Origin of the sequence: Microbacterium sp. MAH-37 (genome assembly GCF_009758255.1) — a bacterium.
Taxonomy (GTDB): Bacteria; Actinomycetota; Actinomycetes; order Actinomycetales; family Microbacteriaceae; genus Microbacterium.
This window is the reverse complement of the sequence record NZ_WSEN01000009.1, coordinates 189716-212564: the sequence shown is the minus strand read 5'-3', so window position 1 is coordinate 212564 and position 22849 is coordinate 189716. Positions and strand designations below refer to the sequence as shown.

At 71.7% G+C, this 22849-nt stretch carries 17 protein-coding genes; 12 read left to right on the top strand and 5 right to left on the bottom strand.

Annotation, left to right across the window (positions count from 1 at the left end):
- Positions 1–48: 48 nt before the first annotated feature.
- On the bottom strand, positions 49–243 hold the full coding sequence (locus GON06_RS13215) for a hypothetical protein (protein ID WP_157312737.1): 195 nt from the start codon (positions 241–243) through the stop codon (positions 49–51).
- 153 nt (positions 244–396) lie between these two features.
- Between GON06_RS13215 and GON06_RS13210 the strand changes: the two genes are divergently transcribed.
- The 9 genes from GON06_RS13210 to GON06_RS13170 all read left to right on the top strand — a co-directional run bounded on the left by GON06_RS13210 (position 397) and on the right by GON06_RS13170 (position 14912).
- Positions 397–1059 carry a hypothetical protein gene (locus GON06_RS13210; protein ID WP_198346699.1) on the top strand — a complete coding sequence of 221 codons (663 nt, stop codon included), beginning with the start codon at positions 397–399 and terminating at the stop codon, positions 1057–1059.
- A 96-nt stretch (positions 1060–1155) separates the two neighbouring features.
- The gene (locus tag GON06_RS13205) at positions 1156–2619 is read left to right on the top strand and encodes a DUF3375 domain-containing protein (RefSeq protein WP_332837528.1); all 1464 of its coding nucleotides are present in this window, start codon (positions 1156–1158) and stop codon (positions 2617–2619) included.
- The gene (locus GON06_RS13200) at positions 2616–3317 is read left to right on the top strand and encodes a DUF4194 domain-containing protein (RefSeq protein WP_157312736.1); all 702 of its coding nucleotides are present in this window, start codon (positions 2616–2618) and stop codon (positions 3315–3317) included. The genes GON06_RS13205 and GON06_RS13200 overlap by 4 nt, the downstream gene beginning before the upstream one ends.
- On the top strand, positions 3314–6694 hold the full coding sequence (locus tag GON06_RS13195; RefSeq protein ID WP_157312735.1) for an ATP-binding protein: 3381 nt from the start codon (positions 3314–3316) through the stop codon (positions 6692–6694). Before GON06_RS13200 ends, GON06_RS13195 begins: the two co-directional genes overlap by 4 nt.
- Positions 6669–8192, top strand: coding sequence for a SulP family inorganic anion transporter (locus tag GON06_RS13190; RefSeq protein WP_157312734.1), 1524 nt, complete (start codon positions 6669–6671; stop codon positions 8190–8192). The genes GON06_RS13195 and GON06_RS13190 overlap by 26 nt, the downstream gene beginning before the upstream one ends.
- Before the next feature lie 69 nt (positions 8193–8261).
- A complete protein-coding gene (locus tag GON06_RS13185) occupies positions 8262–10631 on the top strand; it encodes a hypothetical protein (RefSeq protein WP_198346698.1) in 2370 nt (789 codons plus the stop codon).
- A complete protein-coding gene (locus tag GON06_RS13180; RefSeq protein ID WP_157312732.1) occupies positions 10628–13309 on the top strand; it encodes an ABC transporter permease in 2682 nt (893 codons plus the stop codon). The genes GON06_RS13185 and GON06_RS13180 overlap by 4 nt, the downstream gene beginning before the upstream one ends.
- 2 nt (positions 13310–13311) lie before the next feature.
- Positions 13312–14235, top strand: coding sequence for an ABC transporter ATP-binding protein (locus tag GON06_RS13175; RefSeq protein WP_157312731.1), 924 nt, complete (start codon positions 13312–13314; stop codon positions 14233–14235).
- A complete protein-coding gene (locus GON06_RS13170; RefSeq protein ID WP_157312730.1) occupies positions 14232–14912 on the top strand; it encodes an ABC transporter ATP-binding protein in 681 nt (226 codons plus the stop codon). The genes GON06_RS13175 and GON06_RS13170 overlap by 4 nt, the downstream gene beginning before the upstream one ends.
- A 4-nt stretch (positions 14913–14916) precedes the next feature.
- Here GON06_RS13170 and GON06_RS13165 read toward each other — a convergent pair whose 3' ends face one another.
- Positions 14917–15348, bottom strand: a complete 432-nt coding sequence (locus tag GON06_RS13165; protein WP_198346697.1) for a VOC family protein — start codon at positions 15346–15348, stop codon at positions 14917–14919.
- A 109-nt stretch (positions 15349–15457) separates the two neighbouring features.
- On the opposite strand from GON06_RS13165, the gene GON06_RS13160 reads away from it, so the two are divergent.
- A complete protein-coding gene (locus GON06_RS13160) occupies positions 15458–16498 on the top strand; it encodes a zinc-binding dehydrogenase (RefSeq protein WP_157312729.1) in 1041 nt (346 codons plus the stop codon).
- Between the two features lie 7 nt (positions 16499–16505).
- Here GON06_RS13160 and GON06_RS13155 read toward each other — a convergent pair whose 3' ends face one another.
- Positions 16506–17093, bottom strand: a complete 588-nt coding sequence (locus tag GON06_RS13155; protein ID WP_157312728.1) for a cysteine hydrolase family protein — start codon at positions 17091–17093, stop codon at positions 16506–16508.
- Between the two features lie 117 nt (positions 17094–17210).
- Here GON06_RS13155 and GON06_RS13150 point away from each other — a divergent pair, with 117 nt between their 5' ends.
- Complete coding sequence (locus tag GON06_RS13150; RefSeq protein ID WP_157312727.1) at positions 17211–18215, top strand: GlxA family transcriptional regulator; 1005 nt, start codon at positions 17211–17213, stop codon at positions 18213–18215.
- A 10-nt stretch (positions 18216–18225) separates the two neighbouring features.
- Entirely contained in the window at positions 18226–21594 is a 3369-nt protein-coding gene (gene cydC / locus GON06_RS13145) for a thiol reductant ABC exporter subunit CydC (RefSeq protein WP_332837526.1), read from the top strand.
- On the opposite strand, the gene GON06_RS13140 is transcribed toward cydC, so the two are convergent.
- Both GON06_RS13140 and GON06_RS13135 read right to left on the bottom strand, forming a co-directional pair.
- A complete protein-coding gene (locus GON06_RS13140) occupies positions 21553–22359 on the bottom strand; it encodes a M56 family metallopeptidase (protein WP_157312726.1) in 807 nt (268 codons plus the stop codon). The genes cydC and GON06_RS13140 overlap by 42 nt on opposite strands.
- 10 nt (positions 22360–22369) lie before the next feature.
- Positions 22370–22726, bottom strand: coding sequence for a BlaI/MecI/CopY family transcriptional regulator (locus tag GON06_RS13135; protein ID WP_157312725.1), 357 nt, complete (start codon positions 22724–22726; stop codon positions 22370–22372).
- Between the last annotated feature and the right edge of the window lie 123 nt (positions 22727–22849).

The window sequence follows — 22849 nt, the reverse complement described above, 5'->3', positions numbered from 1 at the left end:
CTCCTTCGTCTCTTGAGAGTGTCGTGTGTCGCTTCATCTGTTCTACGATCATGCTTCGCGCGTTTCGACATTCCTGCGGAGAATCCGTCCGATCGGTGTGCGAGCGGGCGCCTTCGGGACCCGCCTTGCGGCCTTGTCGGCCGCAGCGCGTTCAGCGATCACACGGCGCTGTTCGGCCTTGGCGACCTGCTGCTCCGTCTCCACGCGGTGGACGAGGATCGTCATCGTCGGATCGATGTACATGGGGAAGTCCTTCCGGCTGGGACCGGATCCGTTGTGGTCCGGCTATGAAGACCACGAACAGGCGGCGGCCGTTTCGACACCGGTGGCTGATCGCCGACGGATCCGCCCGGCGTCGACGCATCGGCAGGAACCGCGCTCGGGCATAGTGGATGCATGGCGGAGCCGATGACGAGCGCGGAATGGCCGGGCATCCTCGATCCCGAAGCGCTGAACCCGAACCACGTCGACGCCATCGATCGGCTCGCCGACGCGGCGAAGGCGGGGGATTGGGTTCGGGTGTTCGGCCTCCTCGACTCGTCCGGCCGCCCGAGCGCGAATCACTGGCGGATCGGCGGGCCGTCCTGGTTCGCCCCGCTGCATCAGGCCGCCTTCCTCGGCGCGCCGGTCGACGTGGCCGAGGGGCTCGTACGACGCGGTGCGTGGCGGTCGCTCCGGAACTCCGACGGCGACCGCCCGATCGACGTGGCGGAGAAGCACGGTCACCGTCATCTGCGCGAGGTTCTCGCCACGCGCACGCCCGCCGACCCCGAGCAGCGACGATTCGCCGCGTGGGATCGGCACCTGGCCGACCTGATCGCGGAGCGCACCGAACGGCTCGATCCGGTGCGATTCCGGCCGATCGCGACCGAGATCATCGCTGCAGAACCTCTCGAGAGGCTGTGGTTCGGCTACCCAGGCATGTACGGCGGCTTCGACATGTCGATCCACCGGGATCGCCTGGTCGTCGAGAGCTGGTCGCGGGTCGTCGGCGGGTCCGGGCAGGCGCACGTCATCACCGAGAGCGGATGCGTGCTGGTCGAGCAGGGCTTCGTGTGATCCTCTGCGGGTGAGCTGCCGCACTAGGCTGGAGGATGCTGCTCTGCGCGGAACCACGCGGGATCGGCACGGTTTTCATGGAACTTCGGGAGCAGCGTGACGGGTACTCGAGCAGGGGCTGCCTACCTGCGCGCCCTCGCAGCGTTCAAGACGCCGACCCTCGACCTGCTGCACGGCAGGTACGCGCCGTTCGTCGTCTCGGCACTGAGCACGATGTTCTCCGCCGATCGCCCGACGGTGACGGTCGCCGACGCGCACGTCGAGGTCGGCGAGATGCTCGACCAGCTCCGCGCCGATGGCTACGAGGACGACCGCAGGCGTCTGCCTGCGGCATCCGGCCGTGAGGTGTGCCGGTACTGGGTGAGGGTCGGCTGGCTCGGCCAGCAGATCGACGGCGAGACCGAGGTGTACCGCCTGACCGCGCACGCCGTGCGCGCGCTCGAGATCGCCGACCTCACCGGCGGCGGATCCCGCGTCTCCAACTCTCGGGTGCGTACCCTGCTCGAGGCCGTGGAGCGCCTCGCGGGCAATGCCGACGGCGACCCGGCCAGGCGCCTGAGGCGCCTGAAGGCCGAGCGTGAGGCTCTGGACGCGCAGATCGCCGCCCTCGAAGACGGTCCGGGCGACCCGGTCCCCGACGACGAGCTGCTCGAAGAGGCCGAGAACGTGCTGCACCTCTCCCGGGGCCTCCCCGCGGACTTCACCCGCGTCGCCGAGTCGATCAAGGCGATGCAGCGCGACGTGATCCGCGACCTGCGTCGCGACGAGCGCCCGACCGGCGAGGTGCTGCGCGAGTATCTGCTGCGCGGGCAGCAGGTCATGCAGTCCACCCGCGAGGGCCAGGCGTTCGCGGGCGCACTGCGCCTGATCGGAGATCCGGAGCGCATCGACGCCCTCACCGAGCAGCTGCACGGCCTGCTCTCGCGCCCCTTCGCCGAGCGGCTGGATGCCACGCAGCGCGCGGAGCTGGACATGATCGGCCGCCGCATGGAACTCGGCGTCCAGGAGGTGCTCACCGCGCAGCGGCGCGCCTCGCACGTGATCGCCGGACAGGTGCGCACGCACGACCCGGCGCGCGACCGACAGGTGGACGAGCTGCTGCGCGACGTGATCGCGGGTCTCCAGGCCTGGACCCAGACGCGCACGCCGGAGACCCCGGTCGAGCCGCTGCGCCGCCTGCCGGTCGCGCACATCGGTCACCTGAGGCAGTCGCTCGGCGACATCCGCCCGCCCGGATCTCCCGCGGCGCTGTCCTCCCAGGGGCAGGACGTCGAGTTCCTCGACGCCGACACCCGCGCCTGGGGCGGACCGCACTATGCGGAGCTCGAGGCGTACGTCGCGGGGCTCGGCGACACGTTCGACCTCGGCGAGGCGTTCGAGGGCGCCGCCGACATCACCCGCCGACCCGTCGATCTGCTCGGACTGCTCGAGATCGCCCATCGTGGCGCCCTCGAGGCCGGCGACGGGGTATCGATCGTCGAGACCGTGCGCCCGGACGGCACTGCGCGTCGGTTCGCCTTCGAGGCAGTGACCGCGCACGCGAGGAAGGACTCGGAATGACCAGCGACAGCACAGAGGAAGCGGGCTTCATCGCCCCCGTCGCCATGGAGGACGACCTCGCCGAGCTGTTCCCCGGCGATCGCGGCGTGCTCGACCCCGAGGTGCGCCGCACGCTCGCCCTCATCCTGCACCGCCGGTTCCTGCTCGCCGAGCGCAACCGCCAGGAGTGGCGCACGCTGCTCGACAACCAGACGGTGATCGAGTCCAGGCTCAACGACCTCTACATCCGGCTCGTCGTCGACCACGAGCACGGTCTCGCCTACAAGCAGCAGATCCGCATCGAGGAGCTCGACATCCCCATCCTGCTGCGCGACACGCCCTACACCCGCTCCGAGACCCTCGTGCTGGTGCACCTGCGCACCGTCTACGAGCGGGAGAACGTGGCCGGTGAGGCCGCGCCGCGCATCGACATCGAGGACGTCGAGCAGACCGTTCTGAGCTACTTCACCGACGCCGACGGCGACATCTCGCGCCGCCAGAAGGCGGTGCGCGACGCGATGCGAAAGCTGTCGAACGACGGCATCATCAGCGAGGAGACCACCGGCCGTTACCGGATCGGCCCCCTCGTCGAGGTGGTGCTCAGCGCCGAGAAGCTCACCGAGCTGCGCGACTGGCTGCGCGAGACCGCCGCCGAGCGGCTCGGCGCATCCGAGGCCGCGGCTGACGCATCCGAGGCACTGGAGGACGTCCGCGCATGACGATGATCGACACGCTCTTCGGCCTCATCCCGGAGGCCTCGCGCGGACAGCAGTGGGTCGCCGAGGACCTGCAGCTGGTGAACTGGGGCGGCTACGACGGCGGCCCGCACCGGGTGCGGTTCTCACCAGCGGCAACCCTGCTCTGCGGCGGGTCCGGTTCCGGCAAGTCCACCCTCATGGACGCCTACATCGCGCTGATGATGCCGCACACGACGCCGTTCAACGGCGCGTCCAACGGCGGCGTCACCGGGCGGCCGCGCGGCGACGAGCAGCGCAACGTGCTCTCCTACGGCCGCGGCAAGCTCGACGAGACCCGCACCGAGGAGGGCACGAAAGTGCAGGTGCTCCGCGGCGACGGGGAGGACACCTGGACCGCGATCGCGATGACCTGGCGCGACCACGACGACTCTCGGTTCACCGCGGTGCGCGCCTGGTACATCCCGGCCGGAGCCCGCGTGTTGGAGGACACCGTGCGCGTGCGCGCCACGGTGAACGCCGCCTTCGACCTCGCCGAACTGGAGAAGGCCGCCGCTCAGCGGCTCACCGACGCATCCGTCCGCGCCGCCGGACTCGAGCCCGTGGGGACCGATCGCGAGTTCTCCGCGCGTCTGCACTCGCTGCTCGGCATCGGCGCGGCAGGTGCCGGTGCGAACGCCATGAGCCTGCTCGCCCGCATCCAGGCCGGCCAGCAGATCACCACCGTCGACGACCTGTACAAGCGTCTCGTGCTCGAGGAGCCGGAAACCATGCGCACCGCGGACGCCGTGGTGCAGCACTTCGACGAGCTGGAGAGCACCAAGCAGCGGATGCTCGTGGCGCGTCAGCAGGTGGCGGCACTCGAGCCGATCCGCGACCTGCGTCGCCGCATCGAGGACGCCGCGGAGCGGATGACGCTGATCGACGCCGTCGGCGTGTTCGACGACCCGTCCTCGATCGCCTCGCTGTGGAAGGCGGAGCGGCGGATGGATCTGCTCCGCGAGGTGGAGGACGAGCTGCGCGACCGGCGACGCGAGCTGGACGCCCAGGTGCGCGAGAAGCGCGTGCAGGCGGATGCCGCCGAGTCCGAGCACGACGGCCTGCGCGACCTGCTGCGCGAGCGCGGCGGCGACCGGCTGGAGACCGCGCAGCGCGAGCTGCGCGGCGTGGAGCGACGGCTCGACGAGGCTCGCGCCCAGCGCGAGCGGCTCGAGGACGATCTGCGGGAGCTCGGCGCCGAGGTGGGCAGCCGGGCCGAATTCGAGAAGATCGTCGCACGTGGCCGCGCCGTGCTGGCAGACGCCGATGCGAAGGGCAGCGCTCGGGAGGCCTGGGCCGAGGCTCGGCGCACACGCGACGGGCTGCGCAGCGAACTCGCACAGCGTGAACGGGCGCTCGACGAGGCGTCCGCCTTCTCCGGCAACATCCCCGCCGACCTGTACCGCTCGCGCGAGCTGCTCGCCGAGGCTGCCGGACTCGAGCCGCACCAGCTGCCGTTCGTCGGCGAGCTGATCGAGGTGCGCACGGAGTACGAGCCCTGGCGAGAGGCGTTCAACCTCGCCCTGGGCGGCTTCGCCACCACGGTGCTCATCGACACGGCCGATCTCGACCGGTTCCGTGGCGCGATCGACGGTGTGCGGACGCCTCGCCGGCTCAGCTACCAGGGCGTGCACACCGGACTGCGCGCGAGCGGTGGGGGAGAGGCCGACCGGATGCCAGGCCGGCTCGACTACGCCGACTCGCCGTTCACCGGCTGGCTGCAGGTGCGGCTCGGTGAGCGCTTCGACTTCGTGTGCGTGAACACGGCGGCGGACCTCGCCCGGCATGAGGCGGCACTCACGATCACCGGGCAGATGTCGCGCGGTGACCAGGGCGCGCACGGCGGCCACGGCCGGGCGAACGTGCTCGGCTTCTCCAACCGCGCACGGCTGCGCGAGCTCGAGGCCGCAGTCCGCGACCTGCAGCCCGCGCTGGAGCGTGCCGATGCCGAGGTCGCCGCGGCGGAGAGCGCGCTGGACCGCTTCGACGCCGAGCGCGCGGCCTACGCCAGGATCGTCGACGTCGTCTGGGAGAACGTCGACGTCGCCGCCCTGACCGCCGAGCAGGAGCGCTGGCGGCGCCTCGAAGCCGAGATCGGTGAGGAGAATCCCGACATCGCCGGCATCGCAGCGCAGATCGAGAAGTCGAAGCGACTGCTCGTGCGACTGCGTGAGGAGATCGGCGCCGCGAGCGCTGAGCGCCAGCAGGTCGAGGACCGCTGGGCGCGGATCACCGACGAGGTCGACGCCGGGCAGGCGCTGATCGAAGGGGCGGCCGAGGCGGAGCGCGCCGTCGACGCCGAGCAGGCGCAGTACCTGGACGAGCGCTTCGCGACGCCGGCATCCGCCAAGGCCGCGCCATCGGTGCTGCTGGAGCGCTTCGACGGCGCGCTGGGCACCGCGGGTGCCAGGCTCACCGAAGACCGTGCTGCGGCCTTCGACGCGCACCACGAACAGCGCGAAGCCATGCGCCGCCTGATGAGCGGCTTCCTGGAGCGCTGGGAGAACCCGAACCTGCTCGCCGACCCCGACCTCTACGTCGACGACTTCGAGAACATCCTCACTGCGCTCGAGACCAGCGGGCTGCACCGCCTCGAGAGCGAGTGGCGGGACAGCCTGGTGCATCTCTCCGGCAACGACCTCACCAATCTCGACTCCACGCTCGGCCGCGCGCTGCGCGAGATCCGTGAGCGCATCGAGCCGATCAACCGGATCATGCAGGATCTGCCGTTCTACGACGACGACCACCGCCTGCAGATCACCACGCGCGAGAGCCAGTCCGAGGCGCGCAAGCGCTTCCGGCGCGACCTGCGCGAGGTCCGCGGGCTCATCGAGAACGCGTCGACGGACCAGGACCGTGAGCACGCCTACCGGCGGATGTCGCGGCTCATCACGCATCTGCGGCGCTCCGCGCCCGACTTCGCCGAGCTCATCGACGTGCGCAACCACGTGAGGGTGAGCGCCGAGCGGGTCACGGTCGACACGAAACAGCATGTGGCCCTCTACGATCACATCGGCGAGAAGTCCGGTGGCGAGTCGCAGGAGCTCATCGCGTTCATCGTCGGCGCAGCCCTCCGCTACCAGCTCGGGGATGCCGGTGCCGAGCGCCCGCGGTACGCACCGGTGTTCATGGACGAGGCCCTGATCAAGGCCGACGCGCACTTCACCAAGCGCGCGATCGGCGCCTGGCGCGGCCTCGGCTTCCAGCTGGTCATCGGCGCCCCGAACGACAAGTACAGCGCCATCGAGCCGCACGTCGACGTGGAGTACGACATCCTCAAGGACACCCAGGGCCGCTCCTGGGCGAAACTCAAGGTCGCGCTGCCGGAGGAGCAGGATGCCGCTGCCGCCGTCAGCGCCTGAGTCCGCCGCGTACCGGCTGCCCAACGGGCAGGTCCCGGCGCTCGCCGTGCTGCGGCACCCGCGGCTGCTGAGCACCGAGGTGCTCGCGGGCATGGTCACCACGCTCGCGCTGATCCCCGAGGTCATCTCGTTCTCGCTGATCTCGGGCGTGGGGCCGGACGTCGCGCTGATCTCATCGGTGACGCTGGCCATCGCGATGTCGTTCCTCGGCGGCCGGCCCGCGATGGTCTCGGCCGCGGCCGGATCCGTGGCACTCGTGATAGCGCCGATGGTCGCTGCGCACGGGACCGGGTACGTGCTGCCGACGGTCCTGCTCACCGGTGTGCTGCAGGTGCTGTTCGGGGTGTTCGGGCTGGCGCGGCTCATCCGCTACATCCCACGCTCGGTCATGATCGGGTTCGTCAACGCGCTCGGTGTGCTCATCTTCCTGGCGCAGGTCTCGCATGTGATCGACGTGCCGTGGATGGTCTACCCGCTGTTCGCGGTGACGATCCTCATCGTCGTGCTGCTGCCGAGGCTCACCACCGCCGTGCCCGCGCCACTGGTCGCGATCGTCGTCGTCACGGCCGCGGCGATGATCTTCGGGCTGAACGTGCCGACCGTGGGCGACGAGGGCTCCGTCAGCGGGGGACTCCCGGGCCTCACTCCCTGGACCGTCCCGTTCGACCTGACGACGCTGCAGATCATCCTGCCCACCGCCGTCGGAGCGGCCCTGGTCGGCCTCCTCGAGAGCCTGCTCACCGCGAAGCTCGTCGACGACCTCACCGACAGCCGCTCGTCGAAGTCGCGCGAGTCGTGGGGGCTGGGCGTCGCGAACATCCTGGCCGGCTTCTGGGGCGGCGTGGCCGGCTGCGCGATGATCGGCCAGACCGTCGTGAACGTTCAGCTCGGCCGGGCGCGCAGCCGCGTCTCGACCGTGATCGCCGGGCTGTTCCTGCTGCTGCTCGTGGCGGTGCTCTCGCCCGTGATGGCGGCGATCCCGATGGCCGCCCTGGCTGCCGTGATGATGATCGTCGCGCTCCGCACGATCGACTGGCACAGCGTCCGCCCCTCCACGCTGAAGCGGATGCCGCTCTCGGAGACCGCCGTGATGCTCGTCACCGTCGCGATCGTGGTCGCGACCGGCAACCTCGCGATCGGCGTCGGAGTCGGCGTGCTGCTGGCCCTGGTGCTGTTCGCCAGGCGGATCGCACACGTGACCACCGTCGAGCGGGAGATCACGCAGGGCGGCGCCGTCGCGCATTACCGGGTGCTCGGCCCGCTCTTCTTCGCATCGAGCAACGATCTCGTGGACCGATTCTCGTACGTCGACGATCCGGAGCGCATCGTCATCGACCTCAGCGGTTCGCACGTGTGGGACGCCTCCAGCGTCGCCGTGCTCGACGCGGTCGAGACGAAGTACGCCGCGCACGGGGCGACGGTGGAGCTCGTGGGGCTGAACCCGCACAGTCGTGCCTTCCATGGAAGGTTGAGCGGGTCGCTCGACGGAAGCGCCTGATCGGCTGCCCATTGCGCGCCCGCGCAGACCGGGCGAAACTGTTCTGCGTTGCGTGCAGAGCGAGGGACGATGGCGTTTGCGGTGAGACGGGCCGGTGTACACGTCGGTCGACTGTCGCTGGTCGCCGTCATCGTGGCGCTCCTCGTCGCAGGCATCGGCGGTCTGGATGCCGTCGCCGAGCGCATGATCGCCGACGGCAGTGCGCGCATGCTCACGGATGCCGAGCCCGACGCGCGGACGATGCGCGTCGTCGCACAGCAGGCGGCGGATGCCGGGGCGCAGGACGCCGCGGTGCGCGACGCCGTCGCGTCGGCGTTCTCCGGCGCGGACGTCGTGATCACACGTCAGGTGAGTGCGGTCGTGCATGCGACGTTCGCCTCGGAGCGGACCTTCGAGCTCGGGCTGCTGGACGATGTGCGTGTGCCCGGACTCGCCGCTCTCGCCGACGGAGCCTGGCCGGAGTCCGCGGAGCAGATCGCACTGCCCGTCGCTGCTGCCGAGCGCCGCGGACTGGCGGTCGGCGACACCATCACCAAGATCGATCCCCTCCAGCCCGCGGCCGGGAGCGTGGAGCTCGCGCTCGTGGGCACCTGGACCCCGGACGATGCCGCCGACCCTGCGTGGCACGGAGATCCCTCGGTCGTGTCCGGCGAGAACGACGGCGTGATCGGTCCCGCGTTCACCGTCGCCGACGCGCTGGATGGCCTGCCCGACCCGCCGAGCGTCACCTGGGAGGTCGCTCCGGAGAGCACTGACCTCGCCGAGCTCCCCGCCCTGATCTCGGGAGTCACGAAGCTGCGCGCAGTGCCGGAGGTCGTCGATCCGGACGGCGACCACGACATGGATGTGATCGGAGGCCTCGGCGCGACCCTCCAGCGCCAGGCCGCCGCCGTCGCGGGAACTCGCGGGCTGCTGGTCGCGCCGCTGCTGATCATCGCGCTCCTCGGCCTGCTCGTGCTCGGCATCGTCCTGGCGATGCTCGCCGCCGCGCGGGCCGAAGAGATCGTGCTGCTGCGTGCGCGCGGAGCATCGCGTCGCAGTCTGGCCGTCGGCGCCGCAGCCGAAGCCCTGATCTTCGGCGCGGCAGGGGCGCTGGTCGCGTTGGCCGGGCTCGTGCTGACAGTCGGCGCCGGTACGACGGCTCTGCTGATCGCGGCGGGCGCCGCACTCGTCCCGGCACTCCTTTCCGCATTGTTCACCGCACGGATCACCGGTGGCGGCGCGTCGGTGCGAGCGGATGCCTCGCGGAGCGATGCAGGTCTGCGCACGCTCCCGGTGCTGCTCGTGCCCGCTCTCGCCGCGGTCGCCCTCGCCGCCTTCGCGACCTGGCAGCTGTTCGCGACGGGATCCGTCGTCCGCGCCGACGGCGCGCCCGATCCGCTCGCCGCGGCGGCCCCGGCGCTGATGCTCATCGCCGCGTGCACGTTGGTCCCTGTGATCGCGGCTCCGCTCGCGGCGCTCGCCGAGCGCGCCCTGCGCCGCACGCGGGGCATCGCACCCATCCTGCCGCTGCGGCAGATCGCGCGCCGGATGGGTGGGACCGCGGTCGCGATCCTGTGCCTCGCGCTGGCGGCCGCCTCGATCGCCCTGGCGGCCGCGGCTCCGGTCGCCGCAGGTGCTGCCGAGCAGCGCACCCGCTTCGCGGTGCTCGGCGGGGACGTCCGGCTGATCACCGACGAGGGACTCGACACGACAGCAGCCGAGGCCGCGGAGTGGAGTGGCGTGACCTCTGCCGCGGAGATCCTGCGGACGCCGCTCGCGATCGGTGCCGACACCGTGGACCTGCTCGCGGGGCCGTCTGAGGCGCTCGGGTTCACCGGGTCGATGGACACCGGATCCGCGAACGTCGTCGGCGCGGAGCTGACCAGGAGCCTCGCCGATCGCCTCGGCGCCCAGGTCGGCACGGTGTTCACGGCGCAGGTCCGCTTCGCCGCGCAGCCGGTGTCCATCCAGGTCCTGCGGATCGTCGACGCGCTGCCAGGGATCGGCTCCGGGTGGGGCGTCGCCGCAGACCCGGAGCGGCTGCGCGCGGCCGGCGTCCGGCTCGCGGCCGACGAGCTCTGGCTGGACAGCGCGGATCCCGTCACGGTCGCATCGCTGCTGCGCACGCAGGCGACCCATCCCGTGCGGATCCTCACCGAAGCACAGGTGAGCGCGACACCGGTCACCTCGGTCGCCTCGACCGTTCTCACCGCGGGCGCTCTGATCGCCGCGATGCTGGGCGTCGCGGGGTTCTTCGCCGCGACATCAGCCATGTCCCGCTCACGCCGGGAGGAGCCGCTCGTGCTCCGAGCCCTCGGCCTCCGACGGTCCCAGCAGCGCACGCTGCGGGTCGGCGAGACGACCGGGGTCGCCGGCTACGCACTGATCGCCGGCGCCCTGCTGGGCACCGCCGTGGCCGTCGTCGTGCTGCCGATCGTGCTGGGGCTGGGCTCATGAGCGTTCGGCTCCCGGTCTCGGCGCGCGGCGCGTTCACGACCCCCGCGCTGTCGGTGTTCGTGATCGTGGTGATCGCCGTGCTGTCCTACCTCGGCGTCTCCGCTCCCGCGCTGCTCGCCGAGGGGCGCACCGCGACCGTGCAGCGCGCGGTCGAGTCCTTGCCGCCGCTGGTCCGGTGGCCGTCCGCGACGATGCCGGGGCTGCCCGCCTTCGGCGCGTCGGCAGATCCCGACGCCGGTGTGTGGGGGCTCGCGCTCGACTCGCTGGAGCAGGCCCGAGAGCAACAGCCCGAACCACTGCGCGCGATGCTGGGCACCCCGCGGCTCACGGTCGGCGTCGATGCGGTTCCCACGATCGATCCCGACAAGCACCGCGCCGCTCCGCCGCCCAAGAACAAGGTCTCGCTGGTCTCCGATCCGGGGCTGGTGAAGCGATCGGATCTCATGGATGGGCGGATGCCGGAACTCACCGACCCGCTCGACGGCATCGAGATCGCCCTGACCGACACCGTCGCCAGACAGCTCGACTGGAAGGTGGGGACCGAACGTCTCTGGGACGACCTCTCGGTCACGCTGACCGGCGTCGTGTCGCCGTCGGACGAGGAGGACCGCGACTGGCTGTTCATCGGAGGCTCGGTCGATCCCCTCATCGAGATCGACGGCAACGGCGACCGCATCCTGGTCGTCGCGGCGTTCATGCACGTGGACGAGGCGTCGAAACTCACCGCCCGCGTCCGGGACATCAAGATCGCGTCCTGGATGCCGTTCGACACCTCGGCGATCGATGCGGGCGTCGCCGCCCAGATCGAGGCCCAGCTGCGCCTGCTGGCCGCAGATCCGGTCACCATACCGATGCACGACGACACCTTCTTCAACCGCGGCCTGCCGTTCCGCTCCGGGCTGCCCCAGGCGCTCGACGCGGGGATGGTCCGGGCGGACGCGATGACGCCGGTCGTCGCGGTCGCCGTCGTCGGGCCGGTCGTGGTCGCCCTGGTCGTACTCGGTCTCGTCGGTCGCCTGATCGCCGTGCGACGGGTCGGGCCTACCAGGGTTCTCCAGGCGCGCGGCGCATCGACCGGGCGCCTGATCGCACTGCTCGGCGGCGAGGGCGCAGCCCTCGGCCTGATCGGCGCACTGATCGGCGCCGGCGCGGCCGCCGTGCGCCCCGGGTGGACCGGGGCATGGGTGCTGCTGGTCCCGCTGGTCCTCGCCGTAGTCCCCGCGGCCACCCTGCCGTGGAGCACTCTGACGGATGCCGGGCGGCGCGGGCGTCGTGATCTTGGCGCCGCGGAGCCGCGCGGGACATGGCGTCTCGCGGGTGAGGTGCTGATCCTGGTGCTCACGGCCGTGCTGGCCGGACTCATCCTGGCCCGGGGCGGCGCTGAGGGCGCCGACCCGATGCTGCTCGCGCTGCTCGTCCTGCTCGGTGCATGCGGCAGCATCCTGACGCTGCGACTGCTGCCGGCGCTGCTCCTGCTCGCCGAGAACGGCGGGCGCAGACAGGCGTCACTGACGGCACTGCTCGGACCGGCGCGAGCACGACGCGACACGGCGGTGCGCACGGCGCCGGTGTTCGCGGTCGTGGTGGGGCTTGGCGTCGCCGTCTTCGCCGTCGCGTTCGCGGCGACGGTCTCGAGTGGGATCGTGCGCTCGTCGGAGCGCGAGGTCGGTGCCGACGTGCGGATCTCCGGTGCCTACATCACCGCAGAGGGCATCGACCGCGTCGAGAACCTGGACGGAGTCTCGGCGACAGCAGGGGTGACCGGCGGTTCGAGCGTGCAGGCGTCCACCACGGAGAAGACGGCGCAGACACGCGTCTACGCGCTTGATCGCGACGCGTTCTCTGCGATGCAGCGCGGCCGCGAGGGGGCGATCCCTCTTCCCACGGCTCTGACGGACCCCGCGGACCAGACCGTGCCCGTCGTGATCTCCGAGAAGCTGCGGGACCTGCTCGGGCTCGATGCTCCGGCGGGCGCGGAGTTCGAGGTGTACGGCACGCCGGTGCACGTCGTCGGCGTCGCGTCCTCGGAGGTGCCGTTCGGAACCGCCGAGCAGTGGGTGATCGTCGACGAGGCGAACGCCGAAGAGCTCGGCCAGCGCGCCACCGGCGTGACCCAGCTCTACCTGGCGGTGGCCCCCGGCGCCGACGCCGAGCGGGTCGGCCGTGCGGCTGTCGAGGCGATCGGCGAGGACGCGTCTTTCGAGACGCCGGCGCAAGTGGCTGCGGCCAGGGCGGGCGACCCGGGGTACGTGATCGTTCAGGGCGCGCTGCTGGCGGCCAGCGTGGTCGTCGCCGCTCTGCTGGCTGTGGCAGTGATCGCGATGCTGCTGCTCGGTGCTCCGTCGCGGGCGAGGATGCTGGCGATTCTGCGCACGCTCGGGCGGTCGCGCCGCGGTGCGGGCGCGCTGGTGGCGTGGGAGGTCGCGCCGGCGCTGCTGCTGGCGGTGCCGTTCGGGGTGGGGGCCGGAGTCGTGATGGCGATCCTGGTGATACCGCAGCTCGACCTGCGGGGCTTCGTCGGAGGGCAGGCGCAGCCTGTGGTGGAGCTGGGCGGAGTCTGGCTGGCACTCGCGGTAGCGGCCTACGTCGTTCTCACCGGGGTGGCCGTCGTCGTGGCGGCGGTGCTGGCCTCACGGCTCGGGACGGCCGGCGTGATCAGGGCGGATGACAAGGATTGACGATGAGCGCGGCGCAGGAGAGGAAGCAGGACATGGCAGACGGAGCGATCGTGTGCGAGGGGCTCGTGCGGATCTTCACGGCGCAGGGCATCGAGGTCCAGGCTCTGCAGGGCCTCGAACTGCGGATGACGACGGGGGAGATGGTCGCCCTCGTGGGGGCGTCCGGCTCGGGGAAGAGCACGCTGCTCGGCATCCTCGCCGGGCTCGACCGGCCGACGGCAGGGTCCGCGCGCGTGGCCGGACACGACCTGGTGACCATGAAGGGCGCGGAGCGACTGGAGTACCGCCGCCGCAGCGTCGGTTTCATCTGGCAGCAGTCGGCCCGCAATCTGCTGCCGTACCTGTCGGCGCGCGAGAACATCGCGATGGTGCATCAGGTCGCCGGTGTCGTGCCGCGCACGGAGCGGGCGGCGTTCGGTGACGAGCTGCTGGACCAGCTCGGTGCGGCTGAGGTCGCCGACAAGCGACCCGCGGACATGTCCGGTGGGCAGCGGCAGCGTGTGGCGATCGCCGTGGCGCTGGCGAACCGGCCGAGAGTCCTCCTGGCGGACGAACCGACCGGCGAGCTCGACGAGCAGACCAGCGCCGAGGTGCTCCGCGCGATGGAACGCGCGAATCGGGAGCGCGGCGTCACCACGCTCATCGTCACGCACGATGTCGGTGTCACGGAGCATGTGGAGCGCACCGTCCGCATCCGGGACGGCCGCACGTCCACCGAGACGCTGCGTCGCACCGGAACGGATGACGAGGGGCGGTCTGTTCGCACCGCACAGGAGTACGCCGTGCTGGACCGCGCCGGCCGGATGCAGCTGCCGGCGGACTTCGTCACGGCGCTCGATCTGCGCGAGCGCGTGAGACTGACCCTCGAACCCGACCACGTGCGGGTCGCGCCGGGGCAGGACGGCCGGGCGGAGGATGCGTCATGAGCGCCGTGCTGCAGGCGGAGTCGCTCTCCCGCGTGTTCCCGAGCCCGGGTGGTGACGTCGTCGCGGTGCGCGACGCGGAGCTGTCGGTCGCGGCCGGGGAGCTGGTGGTCATCGCGGGACGCTCGGGCGCAGGGAAGACCACGCTGCTCACGCTGCTCGGCGGACTGGACCGGCCGACGGCGGGGCGGGTGCTCGTGGACGGCGTCGATCTCGCGGACGAGGGAACGGATGCCGCCGCGCTGCGTGGATCACGGATCGCATCGATCTTCCAGACGGCGGGACTCATCCCGGTGCTGTCCGCCGCCGAGAACGTGGAGGTGCCGCTGCGCATCCGGCGCGCAGACCCAGCCGAGCGCGACCGACGCGTCGCGGACGCGCTGCGCGACGTCGGCCTGGAGGACCACGCCCGTCAGCGACCCGGCGAGCTCTCCGGGGGTCAGCAGCAGCGGGTCGGCATCGCGCGTGCCCTGGTGATGGAGCCGGGCATCCTGCTGGCCGACGAGCCGACCGCGCAGCTGGACAGCGAGACGGGCGCGCAGATCATGGGTCTCATCGCGAGCCTGGTGCATCGTCGCGGCACGGCGGCGGTCGTCGCGACGCACGACCCCGCGATGATCGCGCGCGCGGATCGCGTGCTCGACCTGCACGACGGCGTGCTGCGCGCCCGCGAGGGCTGAGCCGTCAAGAGTCCTCGGCGAGACCGAGGACGATGCCCCCGGGGCCGCGGAAGTAGCACAGCCGCACGACACCCCCGTAGTCCACCACTTCGTCGAGCACCTCTCCGCCGAGCGGTCGCAGGCGGGCGATCGTCTCGTCGAGGTCGTCGACCGCGAACATGACCCGGTGGAAACCGAGGGTGTTCGGGATCGCAGGTTCTCCGCCGAGCAGTTCCGGCGCGTGGTAAGTCGCGAGCTCGAGCTTGCCGGAGGCTCCGGGGATCCCCATCATCGCGATCTCCGAGCGCATGCCGCGGAGTCCGACGACGTGCTCGGCCCATTCGCCTTCGATCGATTGACGTCCTTCCAGTTCCATGCCGAGCACGGTGAAGAACTCGACCGCTGCATCGAGGTCGTCCACGACGATTCCCACATTGTCCATGCGCACGATTGCCATGGCGGCCACGCTACGCGGCGGCGTGGCCGAGAGGTAGCCTCGGAGCGGGCCGCATCCGCGCCCGTTCGATCTGCGGCCGCGTGCTCGCGGCCAGAAGGAGGAGGCCGCCATGCGCGCCGTCACCTACGTCAGGAACGACACCGTCGAGATCCTGGACAAGCCGGTTCCGGAGATCCAGGCCGACGAGGTGCTGCTGAAAGTCGGCGGCGCCGGGCTCTGCCACTCCGACATCGCGATCATCGGGATGGGCGACGACAACCCCCTCATCGGCGGGACTCTGGGCCATGAGGTCTCCGGCACCGTCGAACGGCTCGGCGAGGACGTGCACGGCTGGCAGGTGGGCGACCGTGCGCTGGTCGCCCTGATCCTGTCCTGCGGGCAGTGCCGCGAATGCCTGGCGGGCCGCGACAACCAGTGCGAGGTGGCCTACCCGCGGGACGCGCTCGCGCCGCTCTCGCCCGGCATCGGAACCCCGGGAGGGATGGCCGACTACATCGCCGTGAAGGCGCGTCATCTCGACCCGATCGGCGATCTCGACCTGGTCGCCGCCGCTCCGCTGGCCGATGCGGCGCTCACGCCGATGCACGCCATCAACACCGTCCGTGACCGCCTGGTCGGCGACGCGACGGTCGTCACCATCGGCCTCGGCGGCCTCGGGCACATGGCCCTGCAGATCCTCGCCGCGACCACAGGCGCCCGTATCATCGCGCTCGACACGGATGCCGAGAAGCTCGCCTTCGCGCGTGAGCACGGAGCCGACCTCGCGATCCCGAGCGACGGCGACGCGGCGGCACGGATCCTGGCCGAGACCCGCGGCATCGGCGCCGACGTCGTGTTCGATTTCGTCGGCGTCCAGCCCACGGTCGATCTCGCGGTCTCGGTGGTGCGCGGCGGCGGTGCCATCCGCTTCGTCGGCCTCGGCAACGGATCGTTCCCCTACGTCGCGGGAAGCAGCACCGCGCTGCCATGGGGCGTCAGCATCGAGCGGGCGTACGGCGGCACTCGATCCGACATGCGCCAGGCCGTCGCGCTGGCGCGCGCAGGCAGGATCGGCGTGGAGGTCGTCCGCTACTCCCTCGACGACGCGATGCAGGCCTTCGACGACCTGCACCACGGACGGATCCAGGGACGCGCCGTGCTCGTTCCCTGAGGACCGCTCAGCGCAGCGCGTCGGCGTCCGGCACGACCTGCGCGTAGACGTCGCCGATCGTCGCCAGCGCGCCGCGATGGAGATCGGCCGCGCTGACGGCTCCGGCGGCCGACGGCAGCGCCCTCGTCGCGCAGGCGTCCGCGACCACCGTGACGCGGTTGCCGCGCAGGAAGGCTCCTTCCGACGTGAACGTGACGCACATGTGCGTCATGAACCCCACGACGACGACGTCCTGATTGCCCGCGGCGTCGACGCGATCGCCGAGGTCGGTGCCCACGAAGCCGTTCGGCGCGGTCTTGACGACCACCGGCTCGCCGTCGAGCGGGGCGACGCGCGGGTGGATGCGGCCGATCTCGGCGCGGATGTCGTACGGGCTGCCCTCGCCGCCGTCGTGCTGCACGTGGATGACCTTCGCGCCCTCGCGTCGTGCGCGCTCGAGAAGTCTCTCGGCGGCGTCCAGCGCCGCGGACCAGCCCTCGAGCTCCATGACCCCCTGCGTGTAGGTGTTCTGGTAGTCGACGAGGATCACCGTCGAGTCGGCGAGGGTCGCGGGTGCGTGCGGGTGACCGTCGAGTTCGCGCAGGGGAGTGGCCATCGTGGTTCCTTTCGGAGAGAGACGCCCCGGCTGTGGGGCACGTTCTACGCTAGAAGCGGCCGCCGATGTCGGCAATGTCATGCAAGCTGCAGAAACAGACATCATCGAGGAGTGTCCATGATCCGCCGTCTGATCGTCGTCACCATGTTCGACGGTGTCGACCTGCTCGATGTCACGGGTCCTGCCGAGGTGTTCTCGCTGCTCGAGCGCGAGATGACAGAGCCCACCGGGTACGAGGTGCTGCTCGTCGCCGAGACCATGGCGCCGGTGACGACCTCCGCGGGCGTGCGCGTGCTGCCGGACGCGACGTTCGATGAAGTCGCCGGCCGCCGGGTCGACACGCTGATCGTTCCCGGCGCGGTCGAGCGCGACGCCGACGGGGTGCGCGCGGTCGTCGATCCTGCGATCGTGCAGCGGGTGCGGATGCTGGCACCGGGCACTCGGCGTGTGGCATCCGTCTGCGTGGGCGCGCACGTCCTCGCCGCAGCCGGCCTGCTGGACGGCCTGCGAGCCACGACGCACTGGTCGACGGCCGCGCAGCTGGCGGCGGAGCATCCGGACGTGACCGTCGACCCCGACCCGATCTTCATCCGCGAGGGCGCGATCTGGACCGGTGCGGGGCTGACCGCCTGCCTGGATCTCAGCCTCGCCCTCGTCGCGGAGGACTTCGGGCAGGAGTGCGCCGTACGGGTCGCGCGGCAGCTGGTCATGTACGTCAAGAGGCCGAGCGGTCAGAGCCAGTTCAGCGTCTCGCTCACCGCCGGATCGGCCACACCGCGGATCGACGAGCTGCGGCATCACATCGCCACACATCTCGCGAGACCACTGACGGTGCCGGAGCTCGCCGCCAGGGCGCACGTCAGTGATCGCCAGCTCACCCGGATCTTCAAGACCGAGCTCGGCATGACCCCGGCGGCCTATGTCGAGTCCGCACGGGTCGAGGTGGCGCGCAATCGCCTCGAGGCGAGCGAGGACACGCTGCAGCGCGTGGCGGCGGACTGCGGCTTCGGCACTGTCGACACGCTGAACCGGGCGTTCCGGCGCAGGCTCGGGGTGACGCCGTCCGACTACCGGGCGCGGTTCCGGATCTCTCCGTCGCGCGATAATTTCTACGGCGCGTAGAATTGGAGGCGTGAGTCGTCAGCAGGTCGTGAATGATCCGTGGGTGAGTGAAGCCCGTCGCGCGGCTGCGGCTGCACCCGCGGTGCGCCCCGGAACGGGGCCCGCCCCGCGCCGTGCCCTGTACGGGCTTGGCGTGCTCGCGGCGCTGCGCGCACTCGGCCTGGTATTGATCGCCGAGTCGGTGGCGCGTGGCATCGCAGCCCTCGCCGGCACCGGTCTGGATGAGCGCACAAGCCGGACGATCGTGCTCCTCGGCGCGCTGGGCGTCGTGCTCCGCGTCGGCGGCGAATGGGGCACCGCGGTGCTCGCCCGCCGCATCGCGACCGGCGTCAAGCGCGAGCTGCGCGGGCGACTGTGGCGGCGCCTCGCCGACGGCGGGAGGTCCGGAGGCGGCACGGCCGTGCTCGCCGCCGACGGGCTGGACGCCGTCGACGACTACTACGTGCAGTCCGTCCCTGCGACGATCTCGGCGGCCGTCGTGCCGATCATCGTCGGGCTGCGCATCCTCGGCGCGGACTGGGTGAGCGCTCTGGTCGTGGTTCTGACGCTGCCTCTGGTGCCGCTGTTCATGGTGCTGATCGGCAAGCACACCCGGGAGCGCACGGACGCTGCGCTCACCGCGCTCACCCGGCTCGCCGACCATCTCGCCGAGCTCGCACGCGGGCTCCCGGTGATCGTCGGCCTCGGCAGGGTGCCGGAGCAGACGCGTGCTCTCGACGTCGTGCAGCGGCGGTACCGGGAGCGTACCGAGGAGACACTGCGCTGGGCGTTCCTCTCCGCCCTCGCACTCGAGCTGATCGCGACGCTCTCGGTGGCCGTCGTCGCGGTGCTGCTCGGCATCCGCCTGCTGAACGGCACGATGGAGCTCGAGCCGGCACTGGTGGCACTGATCCTCGCACCGGAGTGCTTCCTCGCGCTGCGCGAACTCGGCGCGGCCTTCCACGCCTCACAGGACGGGTTGTCCGCGCTCGGGCGGGCGCAGGAGCTGCTCGCCCGGCCGGAACGGCAAGACCTGCGCCGTGCGGAGCCCGGGCCGGTGCGGGTGGACGGCGTCACCGTCCACTACGCGGGGCGACCGGACGCTGTCCTCGACGGCGTCTCCGCCACGCTCGCCGGCATCACCGCCGTCACCGGACCGAGCGGCGCTGGCAAGTCGACGCTGCTGGCCGCCCTCGCCGGGACACTGCCGGCGGATGCCGCAGTCGCAGGGGCCATCTCCGGGGTGGGATCCGACGACGTGGCGTGGGCGCCGCAGGCGCCGCAGTTCTTCGCGGACACGCCCCGTGCCGAGCTGGCCCTGTTCGGGGCGGACACGGAGGCGCTGAAGGAACTCGGGCTCACCGCTCTCGCAGATGCCGCCACCGCCGAACTCAGCCCGGGGGAGCAGCGTCGCCTGTCGGTGGCGCGTGCGCTGGCCCGCGTCGACCATGGGGCTCGGCTGCTCCTGCTCGACGAGCCGACGGCGCACCTCGACCGGCGCTCCGCCGACCTCGTTCGGGCCGCCGTGCTGCGCAGGGCCCGCCGCTGCGTGGTCGTGCTCGCAACGCACGAGCCAGAGACGCTCGCGTTGGCCGAATGGCGGATCGCGCTGAACGGCGCCGTTCCCGCGCGGGATCACGAGGCGGATGCCGGCGCCGGGGCTGACATGTCCGACGCATCCGCTGCATCCGCGGCTCCGGAACCGGAGGTCGCGCAGGTGCCGGATGGGATGCGGGCCGGAAACGGGCTCACACTGCGCTCACTGCTGAAACCGCACCGCTGGATGTGGGCGGGATCCGTTCTGCTGGCGGCGCTGACGGCCGGCTTCGGGATCACCCTCACGGCACTGTCGGGCTGGCTGATCGTCCGCGCGAGTGTCGAGGAGTACATCATGTACCTCCTCGTCGCGATCGTCGGCGTGCGGGCGTTCGGCATCGGCCGAGCGGTGAGCCGCTACGCCGAGCGGCTCGTCACCCACCGCGCGACCCTGCGCGTGGTCGATGCGCTGCGTATGCGGCTGTGGGGCGCGATCGCCGCGCGCGGCGCGGGTTCCCGCCGGCTGCTGTCCGGTGGTGCGCCGCTGGACTACCTGGTAACGCTGTCCGGCGATCTGCGCGATCAGCTCCCGCGAGTGCTGCCCCCGCTCGGCGCCGGCGTGCTGGTGCTGCTGGCGGCGGTCGTGACGACGGGCCTCGTCGCCCCCGCGCTCACCGTCGCCGTGGCCGCGATCCTCGTGGTCGCAGTCGTGCTGGCTGCGCTGCTCGCGCTGTTCTCGGAGCGTCGTGCCGGATCGGCCCGGGTCGCCGCGCGGTCCGAGATCGTGCGCGGCACATCCGCCCTGAGCGCCGCGGCCGACGACCTGCGCAGCAACGGCGCCGCTCCGGCGGCTCTGGAAGTCCTCGACGCCGGCGCGGAGCGGCTCGCCAAGGCGGAGCGTCGCGCCGCCTGGTCGGCAGGGCTCGGCGCCGCGGTGGTCACCGCGGGCGTCACGCTGCTCGGTGTCCTGATCCCGCTGATCGGGCCTGACCTGCCCGCGGAGCGCGCGTCGGTCATCGCGCTCGTCGCGCTCGCGCTGGCGGAGCCGCTGGTCGCGCTCGTCGACGCGGTCGGAAGGATGCCGGCGCTGCGCGCGCTGATCTCCCGCCTCTCGCCGGTGCTGGAGCCTGCGCCGGCCGTCGGCTGGAGCGGCTCTCGACTGGACGATCCTGTCCGCGAGCTGGCGCTCGACGACGTGGACTTCCAGTACCCCGGCACTGCCGCGCCGGCCGTCGCCGGTGTCAGCGGGCGCGCGGCGCGGGGGCGCTGGCTGGTGCTGGACGGGCCCTCGGGGTCGGGCAAGTCCACGCTGCTGTCCGCGATCATGGGTGCTCTGCCGGTGCAGCGCGGGGCGATCCTCGCGGACGGTGCCCCCATCACCCGGCTCTCGGAGCGGGCCTGGCGGAGCCGGGTGGCGTGGTGCCCTCAGGACGCCTACGTGTTCGACTCGACCATCCGCGGCAATCTGCTGCTGGCGCGGTCGCGCGAGGATGCCGCGGACGACGCGGAGCTGCAGGCCGCGCTCCGGATGGCCGGCCTGGCGCCTCTGGTGCAGCGACTCGGCCTCGACACTCGTGTCGGGCCCGGCGGATCGGCGCTCTCCGGTGGGGAGCGCCAGCGCCTGGCCGTTGCCCGTGCGCTGCTCACTCGCGCCGATGTGCTCCTGCTCGACGAGCCCACCGCACATCTGGATGCGCCCACGGCTGCGGCGATGATGGGGGACGTGCGTGCCGCCACCGAGGACCGCATCGTGGTGCTGGTCTCGCACCGGGCAGAGGATCGCCGCGCCGGCGACGGGATGCTGCGGCTGGGGGCCGCCGCGTCAGGCGGCGAGCCGGCGGAAGCGGTCGCTCACGCGGGATGAGCCCGACACCGCGCGCTCGGCGCCCGGCACGCCGGCGGCGCCGACCGCGAGGATCGCGCGGGCGAGCACCTCGTCACGCACCTCGCGGCGGGCATGGTCGTCTGCCAGCATCTCCACGAGCGCCGCGACGTCGGCCTCGGCGCGGGCGGCGATGGGGAACCACGGAAGGGCTGCGCGCCATGCGCGGAAGGCGAGCAGCAGAAGGTCGTGCCGCTGCTCGACATGCGCGCGCTCGTGGGCGATGACGGCGACGAGCTCGTCCGGGTCGAGCCGGTCGATCAGGCCCTGCGAGAGCACTGTGACAGAGCCCGCGCCGCGCGGCAGGCAGTACGCCACCGGAACGGTGTCGTCGATGACCTGGGTGCGCGCCCTGGTCGGATGCGGCGAGGCGAGCAGCTCGAGCAGCGCCAGGTGGCGTCGGCGCTGCCTCGTGACCTGCACGATCGTGATCGCCAGATGCGTGAGCAGGTAGACCGTGAACGCGACGGCGGGAAGCAGCATGTACCAGGGGTGCTCCGGCACGAGGGCGAATCCGCCCAAGGCCAGTGCGCCGATCATCGAGAGGCCTCCGGCGAGGCCGATCGCCTGCCACAGCAGCAGCGCGATGACCGGCATCCGGGTCGGCCAGGACGAGCGCGACAGTGCGACCGGCACCGGCCAGGCGAGAGCGAGCGCGACGACGCCGAGCGCGACCGTCGCGGCGACGATCACGGCGTGCGGGATCACGACGGCTCCCGCCAGCGACGGATCGGCGATCAGCGGCATGGGATGCCTCTCAGGCGCCGTCCAGCAGACGGCGCAGCACTGCGGCGTCCTCGTCGGTGACGCCCCCGACGAAACGCGCCAGCACGGCGGTGCGGTCGCCGGCCTCGCCGAGCACCTCGTGCATGAGTTCGGCGGTGTGGTCGGCGCGCGAGGCCATGGCGCGGTAACGATGAGGGCGGGCGGAGCGATCCGAGGCCACGAAGCCCTTCTTCTCGAGCCGGGACAGCACGGTCAGCAGTGTCGTGGCGGCGAGCGAGCGGCCCCCGGTCTGCAGGATGTCCTGCACGTCGTAGGCGGTGACGGAGTCGGCGGCGGAATCCCAGACCGCGTCCATGACGGCGCGTTCGAGTTCTCCGAGCGTTCCCATATCCATCCTCCGTGTTTCGCGGTATTGTCCATTCTACCTCACGTCGAAATTGTTCTATGCTCTGTAGAACGAGTTCTACGGCGCGTAGAATTCAAGGTGGCGGCAGACGCCGCACCGTGCTCT

Bases quoted from the DNA above. Each gene is read 5' to 3' on its own strand.
- GON06_RS13215 (WP_157312737.1), bottom strand. From the start codon at position 243: ATGTACATCGATCCGACGATGACGATCCTCGTCCACCGCGTGGAGACG.
- GON06_RS13165 (WP_198346697.1), bottom strand. From the start codon at position 15,348: ATGGCAATCGTGCGCATGGACAATGTGGGAATCGTCGTGGACGACCTC.
- GON06_RS13190 (WP_157312734.1), top strand. From the start codon at position 6,669: ATGCCGCTGCCGCCGTCAGCGCCTGAGTCCGCCGCGTACCGGCTGCCC.
- GON06_RS13140 (WP_157312726.1), bottom strand. From the start codon at position 22,359: ATGCCGCTGATCGCCGATCCGTCGCTGGCGGGAGCCGTCGTGATCCCG.
- GON06_RS13155 (WP_157312728.1), bottom strand. From the start codon at position 17,093: ATGGCCACTCCCCTGCGCGAACTCGACGGTCACCCGCACGCACCCGCG.
- GON06_RS13150 (WP_157312727.1), top strand. From the start codon at position 17,211: ATGATCCGCCGTCTGATCGTCGTCACCATGTTCGACGGTGTCGACCTG.
- GON06_RS13185 (WP_198346698.1), top strand. From the start codon at position 8,262: ATGGCGTTTGCGGTGAGACGGGCCGGTGTACACGTCGGTCGACTGTCG.
- GON06_RS13195 (WP_157312735.1), top strand. From the start codon at position 3,314: ATGACGATGATCGACACGCTCTTCGGCCTCATCCCGGAGGCCTCGCGC.
- GON06_RS13170 (WP_157312730.1), top strand. From the start codon at position 14,232: ATGAGCGCCGTGCTGCAGGCGGAGTCGCTCTCCCGCGTGTTCCCGAGC.
- GON06_RS13210 (WP_198346699.1), top strand. From the start codon at position 397: ATGGCGGAGCCGATGACGAGCGCGGAATGGCCGGGCATCCTCGATCCC.
- GON06_RS13160 (WP_157312729.1), top strand. From the start codon at position 15,458: ATGCGCGCCGTCACCTACGTCAGGAACGACACCGTCGAGATCCTGGAC.
- GON06_RS13180 (WP_157312732.1), top strand. From the start codon at position 10,628: ATGAGCGTTCGGCTCCCGGTCTCGGCGCGCGGCGCGTTCACGACCCCC.
- GON06_RS13200 (WP_157312736.1), top strand. From the start codon at position 2,616: ATGACCAGCGACAGCACAGAGGAAGCGGGCTTCATCGCCCCCGTCGCC.
- GON06_RS13135 (WP_157312725.1), bottom strand. From the start codon at position 22,726: ATGGGAACGCTCGGAGAACTCGAACGCGCCGTCATGGACGCGGTCTGG.
- GON06_RS13175 (WP_157312731.1), top strand. From the start codon at position 13,312: ATGAGCGCGGCGCAGGAGAGGAAGCAGGACATGGCAGACGGAGCGATC.